This is a genomic window from Wolbachia endosymbiont (group A) of Norellia spinipes (assembly GCF_964273535.1).
Genome location: NZ_OZ187006.1, coordinates 199,438 through 214,509, shown reverse-complemented (window position 1 = coordinate 214,509; position 15,072 = coordinate 199,438). Strand labels below are relative to the sequence as shown.

The window sequence follows — 15,072 nt, the reverse complement described above, 5'->3', positions numbered from 1 at the left end:
AATCCATATCTTAACTTGTTTGGATTATTATGAGAAGAGCTATACTTAACAAGTAACTCGCTGGCTGCCCACTCTACTTCATGCACAGTTCTGTGAGAGGCTGGCGGGGAAGGTCCGCCGGTCTACTCTCCCTATATTTCAGAGTGCTCCTGTTATGAGCTGATGTCCAACTGTCATTTTACAGCTTAGCTTGCTTAGGTAATGCAGAAATAAGAGGTGCCCAATATAAACCAGCCTAAATCAACTTTAATGTCTGGATATCGTACTATTTTACATAACATGCCATTATGAATATATATTTTTATGATTGCGTTATCATTTATTTAACAAAGTATTAGTATAATCTATCTACTGGATTAAATGGAGAAAGTTGAATGAGTAAATTACCGAACAATGCAAAAATAGGTAAATCCCAGGTTACTCAGTGGGAGGTAATAAAAAATTGTGAATATGCTGATAATTGCTTATCAAAAATAGTAACTTTATACGTTATTAGAATAACTCAGCTATCAGATTTTTATACAAATGACGAACCTGAAATTAACACTGTTTTAGCAAGAATAAGCGTGACAAGTGAAAATGTATTTTTAAACAAGGCTACTACTATTGAAGTTATGGAAGGTATTTTTCCGTATAAATTCAACAGCAAGAAGAGAAATAACATACTAAGGTTAGAAGATTTACATAATTATTTATGTTCTATTGTTAACAATAGCCTTCCAAAAGAGATGCTTGAAAGTCTTGTAAGGGAATATAAGGATGCTGTTAACTTATTTAAAGCAATTACTTAACTGAACGTAGTATTTTTAAGATTTTATTTTCTATTTCAGAAATGCCGCTTTCAAGATCTTTATCTATCAGATACATGGTAGAGAAATATGTTTTCTGCTTACTTTCAACATTGATAGTTAAAGTTCCAGGAGTGATTGTAACCGAATTGGCAAATAACGCAATGCTTTCATCATTATGCCCTTTGCATTTTCTTAGGATAATGATTGGCTCAAGCTTAGATTTGAGTCGTAGCACCTTTTTTGTTACATAAACACTTGATAAAATGATTTGGTACATTAACCATGGTATATAACTTACTAACTTATAAAACGACAGTCTACTCGTACCATTTAAAATCTGGCTAAGAGCTCTTTCAGCGTTTATCAACCTTCTAAAGATAAATAATGTGAATATAGAGGAAAACACTCCACAAAAAATAAAAAATGGCTCAAAATAACCAGACAATACAGTCCATAGAGAAAATAAAATTACAAATGATAGAGAAAAAAACTTGATTTTTTGCCTAAGGTTCATGGTTTGCAGTATAACTTAAATGATTTTTTAAGGAAAGATATATTATGAATTAAGTCAAAAACTCTGTAATATATTGAAGCTTAAAGATATCTTTAGATATGGAAGTTATTGCAGAAAATAGGAAAGCAAGGTTTGAATATTTCATCTTAGAAGAATTTGAAGCGGGTATGGTCTTATTAAGCAGTGAAGTTAAATCGCTAAGAGAAAGAAAAGTAAATATTTCCGACGCCTACGTTATCGAAAAGAATAGCGAAATATGGCTGCACAATATGCATATTGCAGAATATAAAGCTGCAAACCGAAAAAATCATAAACCAAAAAGGGAACGTAAACTGCTTTTACATAAAAAAGAGATAAACAAACTAATTGGTCAAATCAAAACCGCTGGGATAACTGTTGTGCCGCTTTCGATCTATTTTAATGATAAAGGATTTGCAAAAACTAAAATTGCCATTGTAAAAGGAAAAAAACTCTACGATAAGAGAGCAACCATAAAACAGAGAGAGTGGGATCGTGAAAAAAGTAGATTGTCTAAGAATAATTTATAGCAAAATATGTCTTTAAATCCAGTAATTTTCAGCATCGGTCCTGTTTCTATATATTGGTATTCCTTAGCTTACGTTTTGGGTATAGTGTCTGCATATTGGTATTTACACAAGCTAGACGACCAAAAAATATTTACTAAGAATTTTTACGATTCATTATTAACAGCCACTATTGTAGGCATTATCCTTGGAGGTAGACTTGGCTACGTATTGATATATGATCCAGTTCTTTATATAAGCAACCCTATCGAGATATTGAAGACCTGGGAAGGAGGAATGTCATTTCATGGTGGTGCTATAGGAGTTTTGCTTGCAGTAATAATTTCGTGTAAAAGACATAACATTCCTATATTTTATGCACTGGACCTAGTTTCTTGCGGAGTTCCCATAGGTTTATTTTTAGGTCGCATAGGCAATTTTATAAACGGAGAGTTATTTGGCAGAGTTACAACTATGCCATGGGGTATGGTATTTCCAGAAAGTGGTGATAATTTGCTGCGTCATCCAAGCCAGCTTTATGAGGCACTTTTTGAAGGACTGCTACTTTTTGCAGTTGCAAATTCACTGTTTTTCTTGACTAGAATAAGACTGTATCACGGTGCGTTAACTGGTATTGCAGTTATGTGGTATGGAGTAGCACGTTTTTTCGTTGAGTTTTTTCGCGAACCAGACTATCAAATTGGCTATTTGTGGCTTGATTTAACTATGGGGCAGTTGCTTTCTATACCTATGGTTTTGCTAGGAATGCTTGTATATCTAGGCGCATTAAATTTAAAATTTAATACGAAATCTGTTACATAGAGGAAAGGTGAGTTTAATAGAAAAATGTAGCCAGAAACCCTACATCATGCACAATTGTACGAATTTTCTGCGTTGCAGTAGAATGAATGTGAGATCCGGTGTCATTCCAGCGTGTGACGCTAGGCCATAAAACTTGCTTGACAAACTCCGCCAGCCCCCTTATTATGACAATAAGGGTATTTATGACTCAAAACTTGTTTTTGACCTGCAGGCTCAATGACAAAATTCAGTAAAAAACTCAGGGTATTTTTTGGCGGATTACATAAAATTATAGCGGCTGCATGTCTTTTTTATTTTTTCTACATTCAGCCAAATCGCGCTTATTTTAAGCGTTAGAACATTATTACAGCGCCACTTACAGTAATATAGAGTCAAAACTCGCACCACGGGGCTTCTTTTGCCTTTTTTTCCATTTGGTAAATTTCTTAATGTTTGTAGCTAAAGCAATTTAAGAGACCGAAAATGGTGTCATTCCAGCGCGTGACGCTGTAATCTAGTCTTTATTATGCAGCCACTTATTTAAAGTTAAGTTTTCTGGATCCAAGTAGTCAAGCTACTCGGATGACACCTTGACGATTTGAAGAATCGTCATCCCGCTACGTGTTAGCGGGATCTCTTGTTAGCGGATGAGATACCGCGGCGGTATGACGGTCTGCGGCGGTATGACAATTAAGCAATTCGTCATCCCGCTACTTATTAGCGGGATCTATGCCAAGAGATACCGTGAATAAATCACGGTATGACGTCTCGCTTGCAACCTATAGCCTTGTCATTCCAGTGCTCCTTTTTTTGTCATCCCAGCGTCACGCGCTGGTTTCAACATTATATCATGGACAAAATAAACTTTCTAAAATTCATTGAACTGTGCTTTCAAACGGTGGTACCGGGGTGTGAGTATAATGATTATCAGTATATAAAAGTCATAGCAGACAGACTTGAAGCGGCAAATGTTGGCAAAATGTGTCAAGGAAGTTTTTCGTTTCTATGATCTACTTGGCTCTCTGTTATAATGTTCGTTTGCTTGACCTAAGATCCAGGAGTATTTAAACTGAACCCTATACAGTGCTAAAAATGATAGGAAATCTAAGCGGAATAGTTGATGAAGTGCGCAGTGATCACATAATCCTGAATGTGAATGATGTTGGCTATATGGTGTATCTCTCAGCCAAAACTTTAAATGCATGTTCCATCGGAAGTAGAGTTAAATTACTTATCGAAACCTATGCAAATAACAGAGAAAATGTCGCTCAGCTATATGGTTTTATAAGCAAAGAAGAACAGCAGTGCTTGAGGTTGCTTGTTAAAGTAAGTGGTGTTAGCTATAAAACTGCAATGTCAATTTTGAGTAAATTAACTCCAGAACAGCTGTTTTTGGCAATTATGAATGAAGATAAAGTAGCACTCAAGATGAGTGGACTTGGCATGAAACTCATAAATCGAATCATCACTGAATTAAGTGGCAAAGTGAGTAAATTAGAAATAAATAACAATAATTTTCATCCAATCAATGAAGATGCCCTTTCAGCATTGATCAATCTTGGGTATGAAAAAATGAAAGCTTATGATACGATAAAAAAAATACAAGACGAATCGTCAAATCTGGACACCAAGGATATTATTCGCATGGCGCTTAAAACATTATGAAATCAATATCGTGCGATAAAGAATATACTGAAGATGTGCGCAATATCAACATCAGACCTGAACAACTTGATGATTTTGTCGGGCAAAAAGACTTAATACAAAATTTAAAAGTGTTTATAAATGCTGCACAGACAAGAACTGAAGCCTTAGATCACGTTTTATTGTATGGTCCCCCAGGACTTGGCAAAACAACTTTAGCACAAATTGTTTCTAAAGAATTAAGGGTCAGCTTCCGCGCAACTTCTGGTCCTTTACTTAGTAAAGCTGGGGACTTGGCTGCAGTGCTTACCACTTTAAATGCAAAAGATGTTCTATTTATCGACGAAATCCATAGATTAAATCGCAGCATCGAAGAAGTTTTATATACTGCTATGGAAGATTTTTGCTTGGACATATTAGTAGGTGAAGGTCCATCTACTCGCACTTTAAGGATAGATCTACCACCATTTACGTTAATCGGAGCAACTACACGGCTTGGATTACTTTCTGCGCCACTCAGAGATCGTTTTGGCATTCCCTTGCATCTTGAGTTTTATTCTTTTGAAGAACTGGTTAATATTATAAAAAGAGGCACAAGAGTTCTTTCTACTGAAATTGAAGAAAATGCAGCACGGGAAATTGCCTGCCGTGCACGTGGCACTCCAAGAATTGCTTTGAGGTTACTCAGAAGAATAAGGGATTTTGTTGAAGTGAAAGATGATAAAAAAATCACTTATGAAGTCGCTGATTCTGTATTGCTAAAATTGGGTGTAGACAAAATGGGACTCAATAAACTTGATATGCATTATCTAAGATTTTTATTCAACACCTCAGGACCTGTTGGAATTGACACCATATCTATTGCGCTATCCGAGGATGTTGGCAATATTGAAGAAACAGTAGAACCTTATTTAATCAAAATTAGTTTTGTAAAGCGCACACCAAGGGGGCGCGTTCTAACTGATCAAGCAAAGGAGTATTTGAGCCTTTAATATTAGAGAGCTTTTTTACCATAATTCAATTATATATTGATTGGCATAATATCATATACTGGCATTTTTGTGTATAAAGGCATATATGTTAAATAGCACTGAAACTGTAGTTCAAATTAAAACTTCTCCATTTCGTATTCGCTAGTTATGCTATTCTAACTAATTAAGCTATGGTTTGTGGTAATAGGAAAAAACTGGATTCCAGCGTCACGGGCTACCCTATGAGTGCTGCTTGCGTATATTCTCTCTTTCACCATCTCAGTGTTTCTTTCTTATTATGCCAGTACCATTTTCTTGTCATTCAAGTAGCTCCCCTTCTTGTCATCCCAGTGCTTGACACTGGGATCCAGAAATTCTTAAACTGAATTCTATATAGAACCTCAGAACAAAAATAAAAAATGGGTAGCACAATACTACCAAGAAATTTCTACGAGCGGCCGACCTTAACTGTAGCTGGAGAGTTATTGGGAAAAGTCCTCAAATTTTCTAACTTTAGTGGAATAATAACCGAAGTTGAAGCCTATATAGGAATGAATGACCCAGCTTGTCACGCGGCAAGAGGCTATACTAACCGAACCTCAGTAATGTTTGGTATGCCGGGGTTTTCATACGTGTATTTTATATATGGAATGTATTACTGTTTAAATATTGTAACAGAAGCAGAAGGGTTCCCAGCAGCAGTGTTAATACGGGGATTAAAGCTCATTGAACCGCTTGAAGCAAACTTAGGCGGACCAGGAATATTGTGCAAAAGATTAAACATTACAAAAGAACACAATAAACTGGACCTTACTATAAGCCACAAATTTTGTGTTTATGAATCTCATCTCAACCCGGATTATGTGTGCACTCCAAGAATCGGAATTAGTAAAGGCCAAGAGAAATTTTGGCGGTTTAAGATTTTCTAAACTTAAGATCTTGCGTAGACTATTTGCCAATCGGATAATCACCAGTGAAACAAGCATCGCAATATTGTGGTGTAGCATTGTTACGCACCTCTCCTTTAACAGCCTGATATAGTCCATCAATACTCAAGAAGGCTAGGCTATCTACTCCTATAACTTCCTTAATTTCCTCTACAGATTTATTTGCAGCAATTAAATCTTTGCACTCTGGCGTATCTATTCCATAAAAACAAGAATGCTTAATTGGTGGGCTTGAAATTTTGAGGTGAATCTCTTTTACTCCTGCATCCTTTAGCATAACTATTATATTTCTGAGCGTACTACCACGCACTATACTATCATCTATTAAAATTATGTTTTTACCTTTCAAAGTATGCTTATTAGCATTGAATTTTAATTTTATTCTAACTTTACGTACTTCAGCGGTTGGTTGTATAAAAGTTCTTCCTATGTAATGATTACGAATTATCCCCAGTTCCATAGGTAATCCTGAATGCTTTGCATATCCAATAGCTGCAGGTATTCCAGAATCAGGTATTGGTACAACCATATTTACATTGTTTTTTGGTGGGCTCTCTTCTGCAAGTATTCTTCCTATTTCTTTTCTTATATCATATATGGACCTATTCTCCATTATGCTGTCTGGTCTCGAAAAGTAAACGTATTCAAAAATACAAAAACTTGATTTTTGCTGTGGGAAAGGAAACATTGAGGCTAGCTTACTATCCGAACTGATGGTAACTAATTCGCCTGGTTCTATTTCTCTAACAAACTCTGCATTTATTATATCAAGAGCACAAGTTTCAGATGCAAGAACGTAAGAACCGTTTAACTTTCCTAAAACAAGAGGCCTGATTCCAGATGGATCACGTACTCCAATAACTACTTCTTGATTGATTGCCACAAAAGAATAAGCACCTTGTATTTGCTTTAATGCATATATAAAACTCTCTAAAAAGCTATCTTTTTCACCGCTTGCTGTCAGATGCACTACTACTTCTGTATCAATATCTGACTGAAAAACGCACTCTTGTTTAATTAATTGTTCGCGTATCGGAGAAATATTAATTAAATTACCATTATGTGCTATGGCAAAATCCCCAAATTTGCCACTTTTGCCAAGCATGGGCTGCACTCCAAATTTACTACCACTTGTTGAGTATCGAACGTGACCTATTGCACAATCTCCAGGTAAGGATTTCTTTATTTCATCTATATCATCAAATACGCTGCTCACTTGACCTTGAAAGTGATAAGAGTGCAGCTTATCGTTGTTACTGGTTACTACGCCAAAAGACTCTTGACCTCTATGCTGCAAAGCGTGGAGAGCAAGTATAGAGTTAAATGCAGCATCGTTATTGCAGCTTATACCAAATACTCCACATTCCTCACGCATTTCATCTAGCATAAAAACTATTAAGTAAAGTTTAATTTTACTTTAGCATAGGTGAAATACAAGCATTTTGTTGTTCATCTGCTTTTATTGCCAGCAATAATCCTATGCATATCAAGCTTGCAGCAGTTGTACTTCCTCCATAGGAAAGAAATGGCAGTGGATCGCCTATCACAGGCAAGAGGCCTATTGACATTCCAATGTTTATAAAAAAATGAGCGCCAAAAAAAGCAAAAATCCCGATAGATACTAACTTAGAAAAATAATTTTTCGACCTATAAGCGATAGAGAAAATTATGCCAAGTAATGAGGTATAAAGCAAAATTAAAGCCATGCTACCTAAAAAGCCCCACTCCTCACTCAGCACTGCAAAAGCAAAATCCGTACGTTTCTCCGGCAAAAATCCAAGTTGAGTTTGACTTCCGTTAACAAAGCCCTTACCAAGCAAACCTCCTGAACCAATAGCTATCTGAGATTGCTGCGCATTATAACCTATTCCAAGTGGATCCACTGATGAATCCAAAAACGACAATATCCTTTGCTTGTGATAAGGACGTAAAAAAGGCCAAATAGCCGGTACTGCAAAAATGCCAAGCGTCCCACAAATTACTAAATGAGCTCTTTTTATTACTGCTGTGAATATAATTGATGCTCCTATAAACAACATTATCACAGCTGTGCCTAAATTAGGTTGCTTTAACACCAAGAATACAGGCAAGAAAATAATTATTACCGCCTTAAGCAATCTTTTAAATTCCATCATTTTATACACACTTTGCTTATCAAAATAACGAGCAAGCGCAAGTATTAAGCCTACTTTTGCAAATTCTGATGGTTGCAGACTAATTGACCCAATTCTTATCCACCTCGTCGCACCCATTATGTGCGAGCCAAAAAAATTTACTGCTAATAGCGAAATCGCTGCTGCTATATAAAAAAAGTAGGCGTGCTTCAAATAAAAATCTAGCTCTATGAATGACATAGCTATAGCGAGTAGGAAAAAGAAGGAAAATATGACTATTTGGTGAATTGCAAATGGTACCCACTTTCCTCCAGCAGAAGAGTATTGAACAGCAATGCCAACGCAAAACAGCACTATCACGTTAATGACTAATAACCAATGAATCTTCTTCAGCCTATCCACACTTATAACCTTAAAGTATAGTAAAATATGAAACAAAGATAAAAATCAAAAAACCAACTTCTCAACTACTAACCGAATTGGAGTGCTATATATTCCAGTTACTATTGTTAAAGCTGCCATAAACAATAGACAGAAAAGCATAGGAAATGGCACATCATTAATTTTGCCTAGTGTCATTCCAGCGCTTGATGCTGCACTATTTTCAAAATACATTTTCTCTACCATCTTCCACATGTATATTAGTGCAAGAAAAGAACCGGCAGCAAAAGCTATCAGGGAAATCCACGCGCGAGATTCTATAACTGCTTTCATTATATACCATTTGCTTACAAAGCCATTTGTTAGCGGCACACCGACTAATGCTAAACTAAGTAGAGTAAACGCAAGTGCTGTATAAGGCATTGATTTCTTGAGTCCCGATAAATTCTCTATTTTTGTTGTATCAAATTTGTAAGAAATACATCCTGCAGCCATGAATAAAGATGTTTTTATTATGCTGTGGTTTACTATGTGAAGAATTGCTGCAAATACACCTGTTTTTGAGTTAAAACTCAGTGCTAAAATTATATAACCAATTTGGCTGACACTAGAATTAGCAAGCAGTCTTCTTATATCTTTTGCAGTTATTGCAGATATTGACCCAAATATAACAGCGCAAAGTGCGAGGATAATTATCACGTTGCTTAGTGATGGTTTAAATAAGAAGAAATTCTGATGGAAAACAGTATAGAAGATCCTAATGAAAACATATATCATCACTTTTGTCACTGTGCCTGAAAAGAATATGCTAATGAAACTTGGCGCCTCGCTATATGCATTAATCAGCCACCTGCTTAATGGAAACAGTGCCATTTTAATTGAGAGACCAACAAAAATGAACAATGTGCCAAGTTTTATGATGTTGTTATCGTATAATGGAACTATTCTTTCAGCCATGTCAGACATATTGAGCGTTCCTGTCATGGAGTACAAAAGCCCAACACCAAACAAGTAAAACGTTGCCCCTATAGTGCCACTAATTAGATATTCAAATGCTGCAACCAAGGCTTTTTTATCCCTTCCCATTGAAACTAATACATAAGAAGAAAGAGATGAAATTTCCAAAAAAACATAAAGATTGAATATGTCGTTTGTTACTAGAATTCCGAGCAGTCCGCTTAAGCACAGTAGAAATAGAGAGTAAAAACCAGTGATTTTGTTTTTGCTAATTTCTTTTTCGTTAATATAAAAGCTATAAAGCACACTTATCAGCGCTATAAAATTCACCAAAGTTAGAATCAAGGAGTTTAACACGTCGATTCTTAACTCTATGCCGTACGGAGGAGCCCAGTCTCCAAGGTGATAAGTTATAATCTCGCCTTTATATGTTTTAACGAGTAGTATCGATGAAATGATAAGAGTGATTGTTGTTGCAATAAAAGAAATAAACCAAGATACCTTGTGTTTCTTGGTAAGAAAGCAAAACATTGATGCAATTATTGGTATAATAACTTGTAAAATTGGTAATTGCATTAAATTGTTGTTAATATATCGTTAAAGTATTAGTATATATAATACTTTTTGTTTTAATACTCTTATGTTATCTAAAATTTGTAACGCAATAAAACGCCTATTACGAAGAGAAGATAAATTTGTAGGAAGAGATGAAAATGGAAATTCTTATTATGAATCAAGTAAAGGAAAAAGGTGGGTTATGTATAGCAGTGTTTCTGAGCCTACAACAGTGTCTCCGGAATGGCATATATGGCTTCACTATACTGATAATGTAGTACCAGTTAATAATAAAAAAAGAAAAGTAAAACATACTCCTAATTTAACGGGTACAAAAGATGCATACTATCCAAACCAAAAAGTGAAAAATTACTATAAAAGCTGGAGTCCTGATAACTAAAGATGCGAAGGTCAAATATACTTGAAATAACCGCTGGATTATTTGTATTAATTTTCACTATTTTTCTGGTTTTCTTTGCTATTGATAAGCTATCTTACATAAAGAAAAACTACAAGGATTGCTATAAAATATATGGTCTTTTTGCTAACGCTAACGGTATAGGAGTTGGTGATAGTGTCAAGATCTCTGGTGTGGACGTTGGAAGCATAACTGGTGTATCACTTGACAAAGCTACCTACGTAGCACGAATCGACATGTGTATAAGCAGAGACATAAAATTGCCAATTGATAGTTCAGCTCTGATCACTAGCAGTGGAGTTGTTGGCAGTAAATTTGTTAATATATCACCTGGATCAGATATTAAACTAATCTTGCACGGTGGTAAAATAGAGTATACTCAAGCTGAAGCAAATATGGGTGGAATAATGGACAGAATTCTTGGTATGTTTACGAAGTGAAAATGGCAGGATTCCAAGTATATCCGTTCAGGTGAAGCCTCCTGTAGTTCTAAAGTATTTAAGGAGTTTGCCTTATTTCTTGCCTTTTCTACCCCTTGCTAACCTATAATTGGGGTTTATAGTACAGCTTAACAGTTGCAGTGCATGTCTATCAATGATAAAATAAAGATTAATTTATTTTGATATTATGATTGGTTTACTGTTTGCCGTACTGTTGTTTTTTTGTGGTAGTGATGCACTTGCAAAACAGGAGCCACGTTCAATAGCTGGAGATAATCACATAAAGGTAATAAATTATAACCCACAAGCTATACATAAGTATACGGGTTTTTATGGTTATCAATCCAGCATATTGTTTGAACCAGGGGAGGTAATACAAAACCTTTCAATGGGTGATTCAACTGGTTGGCAACTCCTTCCTCAAGGTAACAGATTGTTTATTAAGCCTATAGATGATATTGCCGATACTAACGCAACTATAATTACCAATAAAAGAGTTTATTACTTTGAACTTCATGCTGAAGAAGCAACTGGACTAGATGATCCAAAATTAGCATATGAAGTAAGGTTTCTTTATCCATTATTTAGCAGTGATGAGATTTACACAACAAATAACGGCGATATCTTCGAACAAGCTAGTCATACCATTATTCCTGATATAAACGACATTGAAGTTGTAAAGAAGGGCTTAAATTTTAATTATTCCATCTCGCACGTTAAAGGCAGTCAGTCAATAATACCAATTAAGGTTTTTGATGACGGAAAATTTACATATCTACAACTCAATAAAATAAACTCTGATTTCCCGGCAGTTTTTATGGTTGATTCTGCAGGGTATGAGTCTTTAGTAAACTTCCGTACAGCTGACAACTACCTGATAATCGAAAGGGTGAGTTCAGTGTTTACCTTAAGGAATGGATCAAGTACAGTTTGCCTATTTAATGAAAACATGCCTTTCAAAAAAGGTAAGTGATTACTATCTAAAGGCTATAATGCCCGAGATATGGGTGCAAAGTTTTTTCTATGATGTTCTGTAATTCCATAAAGGCCAATAGCGTTAAGGTGCTCTTTTGTCCCATATCCTTTATTTTTATACCAATTATATTCAGGATGCTTATTGTGCAATTCTTGCATAAGCCGATCTCTCGTAACTTTTGCAACGATTGAAGCTGCTGCAATTGATGTACTCAAATTATCACCATTTACTATGGATTTCACTTGCCATTTCACTTCAGGTGGTTGATTACCATCAACTAGCACATAATCTAATTCTAGGTCCAGGTCTATCAACGCACGTTTCATTGAAAGTTTTGTTGCTTGCAAGATATTGTATGAATTTATTTCTTCTACGCTTGCCATTCCTATACCAAATTTTGCAACGGATGTTATTTTTTCATATAGGACTTGCCTACATTGAGGAGTCAACTTTTTCGAGTCGTTGATTCCATCAATAATTGTATTTCTATCAATAAACACTACGGCTGCGGATATTACTGGACCAGCTAGCGGACCTCTTCCAACTTCATCCACTCCTGCTATCACTCCTGATAATTTATTTTCTAATGTAAAGTCTGGGTATTTCATAGGTTTTTATAATAAGAAAGTTATAGTAAAAACTGAACAGATAATAGAAATTATCCAAAATTTCATAACGATTACATTTTCTGACCATCCCTTCTTCTCAAAGTGATGATGTATTGGTGCCATAAGAAAAACTCTTTTTCCTTCTCCATATTTAAACTTTGTATATTTAAAATATGATATCTGAATAATCACAGATAGAGTCTCTATTACAAAGATTATTCCAATAACGGCAAAAAGCATTTCTCTCTTCATTAAAACGCTAGTTAACCCTAAAGCTGCACCAATTGACAGGCTTCCAACATCACCCATAAATATTTTTGCTGGATGTGTGTTAAACCACAAGAAACTTAAAATAGCTCCTATAAATGCAATGCAGAATAAAGTAATATTCATATCTGCTTGAGTTATATATGCAATTAGCCCCAAAAAAGCAAAGGAAGTGATGACTTGAGTTGCAGCAAGGCCATCCAAACCATCTGTGAGATTCACAGCATTAGCAGAGCCGACAATTACAAACGCAGCAAACGGAACATATAGATAGCCAAAGTCGATTATTACTCCTTTAAATAGAGACGTTTTTGTAAAACCTTCAGCAGAGTATAGCTTAAGTATAGACATACTAACCAGAGTTACAATAAACTGAATAAGTATTTTGGTTTTTGCACTTAAACCTCGATAGTGATTTGTCTTCAATTTTAAATAATCATCAATAAATCCAAGTAGAGCAAAAAATAGAGTTATCAATATCAGCAGCAAAATTTCTAGTGTTAACTGAGCCCAGAGTAAAATTGGTAATAAAGAAGAAATCAGTATTATTATTCCGCCCATAGGTGGTACATTCTTTTTTGTTATTAAATGACTTTCTGGTCCACATGATCTAATTGGTTGCCCATCTTTACTTATTTTTTTTAGAAGCTTTATAAAATAGGGAAAAAGAATAAACCCAAAAACAAATGAGGTAAAAAATACTTTTGTAGCTAAGATCATCTGCTTACTTAAATTGACTAAGTATCATACCACCTATAGCTAATAAAGCCAACTTCTGTCATCCTATAACCTATCCCTCTTTCGCTTCATTCTTCCTTAATTTGGTGCGCATAATTACAATAACTCTGGAATAGTATGAAGAATTATATTGTTATCTTCTGCAAAACAAAATTCGCTATTTTTATCTGTCCATTTATACATTTCTTTTAGATTAATCTCAGAAGAATCATAAGTATCATATTCCGTTTTTTTATGATAATCATAATAGTGAAACTTATTATTTTTATCAAAATAACCAAATTCATCAGTCAATGTAGCCTTTTTTTCACCCTTTCCACTATTTATTACTTCGAACACTACAGCTTGATGGTTACCTAGAGAATCTGGTTCAGCAATTCCTTCTGTAATAAAAAACGATGGCCGATGGCTAAGTAACTCACCAAGATTTAGGTTACGTTTTTCTTTCATATAACTCAAACTTATGAATTTATATTCATCTGAAACGTTCGAATACTGTGGATCGTATTTTTTATATTCAAAGAATTCATTACCTAAAAAATTACAAAACGTTAATTTATAATCATCATTATTAAATTTAACAACTTTTAAATAGTGAAAATCCCTTGGGACAATTACCTCCTCTTTCGTAACATGATTACGCATGACCAATTGATCATCGAGCATGTAGTAACCTATTTTTGGTAAAGTAGCTATGGGCTTATCATTCAAGGCAACATTTGCTTCATAGATGTTATCCGATAACTCTTCCCCTTTTTGCAAAGTGAATTTCTGCTTTTCGTTGTTAGTCTCGGTTAAATTGCCTATTATTGTTGATACATCACTTATTGTTAATACACCACATTTATCTTTTGTGTATTGATACTTATAGCAGCTGTCATCTTTACACACTGGAAGACACTTTCCATTTTTGTCTGATATATAGATATTGTCATCTTTTATTGTAAAATAAAGTCCACCATTTTCTCCTTTGATCTTCTGTAGTACTGGATCATTTTCATCATTAAAATTGATGAAGTTTAGTACTTCAGTTGTTGTACTGTGTCTAGAAATGGGTAATTTGGCACCAAAATATGGAATGTCTTCTATGTGGTAAAGCGAAATCTCTATTGGTTTTGATCTAAGCTTTTCTATAATATTGTCCCTGTTTGCACTTATGATATCTTCTTGCTCTATAATAAGATTCTCTTCTTCACCATCTTTATTTTTCACTTTCAGAGGTGATTTTCCCTTATATAAAACTATTTTATCACCCAGCTTCTGTAACTTTAAATCACTAATAGTATCACCCAACTCAGCCGTACCAATGTGTGAACGAATAGTATACTTGTTGTTATTAATCTCTAACCTGTAATATGCAGTAGGAAGTTTAATCAGCTTCTTATAGAGCGGATCTTTATTATCTATTCTAAATGTATTTCCCATA

General features: G+C 34.9%; 16 protein-coding genes. 9 read left to right on the top strand and 7 right to left on the bottom strand.

Annotated elements, in window-relative coordinates:
• The first annotated feature begins 374 nt into the window (after positions 1–374).
• The gene (locus ACFZP3_RS01070; RefSeq protein ID WP_253309572.1) at positions 375–791 is read left to right on the top strand and encodes a hypothetical protein; all 417 of its coding nucleotides are present in this window, start codon (positions 375–377) and stop codon (positions 789–791) included.
• On the opposite strand, the gene ACFZP3_RS01065 is transcribed toward ACFZP3_RS01070, so the two are convergent.
• Positions 784–1,305: a Na+/H+ antiporter subunit E gene (locus ACFZP3_RS01065; RefSeq protein ID WP_253302098.1), complete on the bottom strand. Its 522-nt coding sequence runs from the start codon at positions 1,303–1,305 to the stop codon at positions 784–786. The two genes, ACFZP3_RS01070 and ACFZP3_RS01065, sit on opposite strands and share 8 nt — an antisense overlap.
• A gap of 98 nt (positions 1,306–1,403) precedes the next feature.
• On the opposite strand from ACFZP3_RS01065, the gene smpB reads away from it, so the two are divergent.
• The 5 genes from smpB to ACFZP3_RS01040 all read left to right on the top strand — a co-directional run bounded on the left by smpB (position 1,404) and on the right by ACFZP3_RS01040 (position 6,174).
• Complete coding sequence (smpB, locus tag ACFZP3_RS01060) at positions 1,404–1,853, top strand: SsrA-binding protein SmpB (RefSeq protein ID WP_253309571.1); 450 nt, start codon at positions 1,404–1,406, stop codon at positions 1,851–1,853.
• Positions 1,854–1,859: 6 nt separating this feature from the next.
• Positions 1,860–2,651 (top strand): prolipoprotein diacylglyceryl transferase, encoded by a 792-nt coding sequence (lgt, locus tag ACFZP3_RS01055; protein ID WP_253309570.1) that lies wholly within the window; start codon positions 1,860–1,862, stop codon positions 2,649–2,651.
• A gap of 1,071 nt (positions 2,652–3,722) precedes the next feature.
• The gene (gene ruvA / locus ACFZP3_RS01050; protein WP_253309569.1) at positions 3,723–4,295 is read left to right on the top strand and encodes a Holliday junction branch migration protein RuvA; all 573 of its coding nucleotides are present in this window, start codon (positions 3,723–3,725) and stop codon (positions 4,293–4,295) included.
• Entirely contained in the window at positions 4,292–5,266 is a 975-nt protein-coding gene (gene ruvB, locus ACFZP3_RS01045) for a Holliday junction branch migration DNA helicase RuvB (protein ID WP_386086648.1), read from the top strand. The genes ruvA and ruvB overlap by 4 nt, the downstream gene beginning before the upstream one ends.
• 398 nt (positions 5,267–5,664) lie before the next feature.
• Positions 5,665–6,174 carry a DNA-3-methyladenine glycosylase gene (locus ACFZP3_RS01040; protein WP_253309568.1) on the top strand — a complete coding sequence of 170 codons (510 nt, stop codon included), beginning with the start codon at positions 5,665–5,667 and terminating at the stop codon, positions 6,172–6,174.
• Positions 6,175–6,193: 19 nt separating this feature from the next.
• On the opposite strand, the gene purF is transcribed toward ACFZP3_RS01040, so the two are convergent.
• Genes purF through ACFZP3_RS01025 form a run of 3 tightly spaced genes read right to left on the bottom strand, consistent with a single transcriptional unit; the run spans position 6,194 to position 10,220 of the window.
• Positions 6,194–7,579, bottom strand: a complete 1,386-nt coding sequence (gene purF, locus ACFZP3_RS01035) for an amidophosphoribosyltransferase (protein ID WP_265016499.1) — start codon at positions 7,577–7,579, stop codon at positions 6,194–6,196.
• Positions 7,580–7,604: 25 nt separating this feature from the next.
• Positions 7,605–8,708 carry a rod shape-determining protein RodA gene (gene rodA, locus ACFZP3_RS01030; RefSeq protein ID WP_253309566.1) on the bottom strand — a complete coding sequence of 368 codons (1,104 nt, stop codon included), beginning with the start codon at positions 8,706–8,708 and terminating at the stop codon, positions 7,605–7,607.
• A 45-nt stretch (positions 8,709–8,753) separates the two neighbouring features.
• Complete coding sequence (locus ACFZP3_RS01025) at positions 8,754–10,220, bottom strand: proton-conducting transporter membrane subunit (protein WP_253309565.1); 1,467 nt, start codon at positions 10,218–10,220, stop codon at positions 8,754–8,756.
• A gap of 64 nt (positions 10,221–10,284) precedes the next feature.
• On the opposite strand from ACFZP3_RS01025, the gene ACFZP3_RS01020 reads away from it, so the two are divergent.
• The 3 genes from ACFZP3_RS01020 (at position 10,285) to virB9 (ending at position 12,030) form a co-directional block, all read left to right on the top strand.
• A complete protein-coding gene (locus ACFZP3_RS01020) occupies positions 10,285–10,599 on the top strand; it encodes an NADH-ubiquinone oxidoreductase subunit NDUFA12 family protein (RefSeq protein WP_253309564.1) in 315 nt (104 codons plus the stop codon).
• 2 nt (positions 10,600–10,601) lie between these two features.
• The gene (mlaD, locus tag ACFZP3_RS01015; RefSeq protein WP_264688362.1) at positions 10,602–11,057 is read left to right on the top strand and encodes an outer membrane lipid asymmetry maintenance protein MlaD; all 456 of its coding nucleotides are present in this window, start codon (positions 10,602–10,604) and stop codon (positions 11,055–11,057) included.
• 187 nt (positions 11,058–11,244) lie between these two features.
• Complete coding sequence (gene virB9, locus ACFZP3_RS01010; protein ID WP_386086643.1) at positions 11,245–12,030, top strand: P-type conjugative transfer protein VirB9; 786 nt, start codon at positions 11,245–11,247, stop codon at positions 12,028–12,030.
• Positions 12,031–12,044: 14 nt separating this feature from the next.
• Here the strand turns inward: virB9 and ACFZP3_RS01005 are convergent, their stop codons facing one another.
• The 3 genes from ACFZP3_RS01005 to ACFZP3_RS00995 all read right to left on the bottom strand — a co-directional run bounded on the left by ACFZP3_RS01005 (position 12,045) and on the right by ACFZP3_RS00995 (position 15,071).
• A complete protein-coding gene (locus ACFZP3_RS01005) occupies positions 12,045–12,641 on the bottom strand; it encodes a ribonuclease HII (RefSeq protein WP_010082329.1) in 597 nt (198 codons plus the stop codon).
• A 6-nt stretch (positions 12,642–12,647) separates the two neighbouring features.
• Positions 12,648–13,628 (bottom strand): phospho-N-acetylmuramoyl-pentapeptide-transferase, encoded by a 981-nt coding sequence (gene mraY / locus ACFZP3_RS01000; protein WP_253309561.1) that lies wholly within the window; start codon positions 13,626–13,628, stop codon positions 12,648–12,650.
• Between the two features lie 114 nt (positions 13,629–13,742).
• Complete coding sequence (locus ACFZP3_RS00995) at positions 13,743–15,071, bottom strand: hypothetical protein (protein ID WP_386086641.1); 1,329 nt, start codon at positions 15,069–15,071, stop codon at positions 13,743–13,745.
• Between the last annotated feature and the right edge of the window lies 1 nt (position 15,072).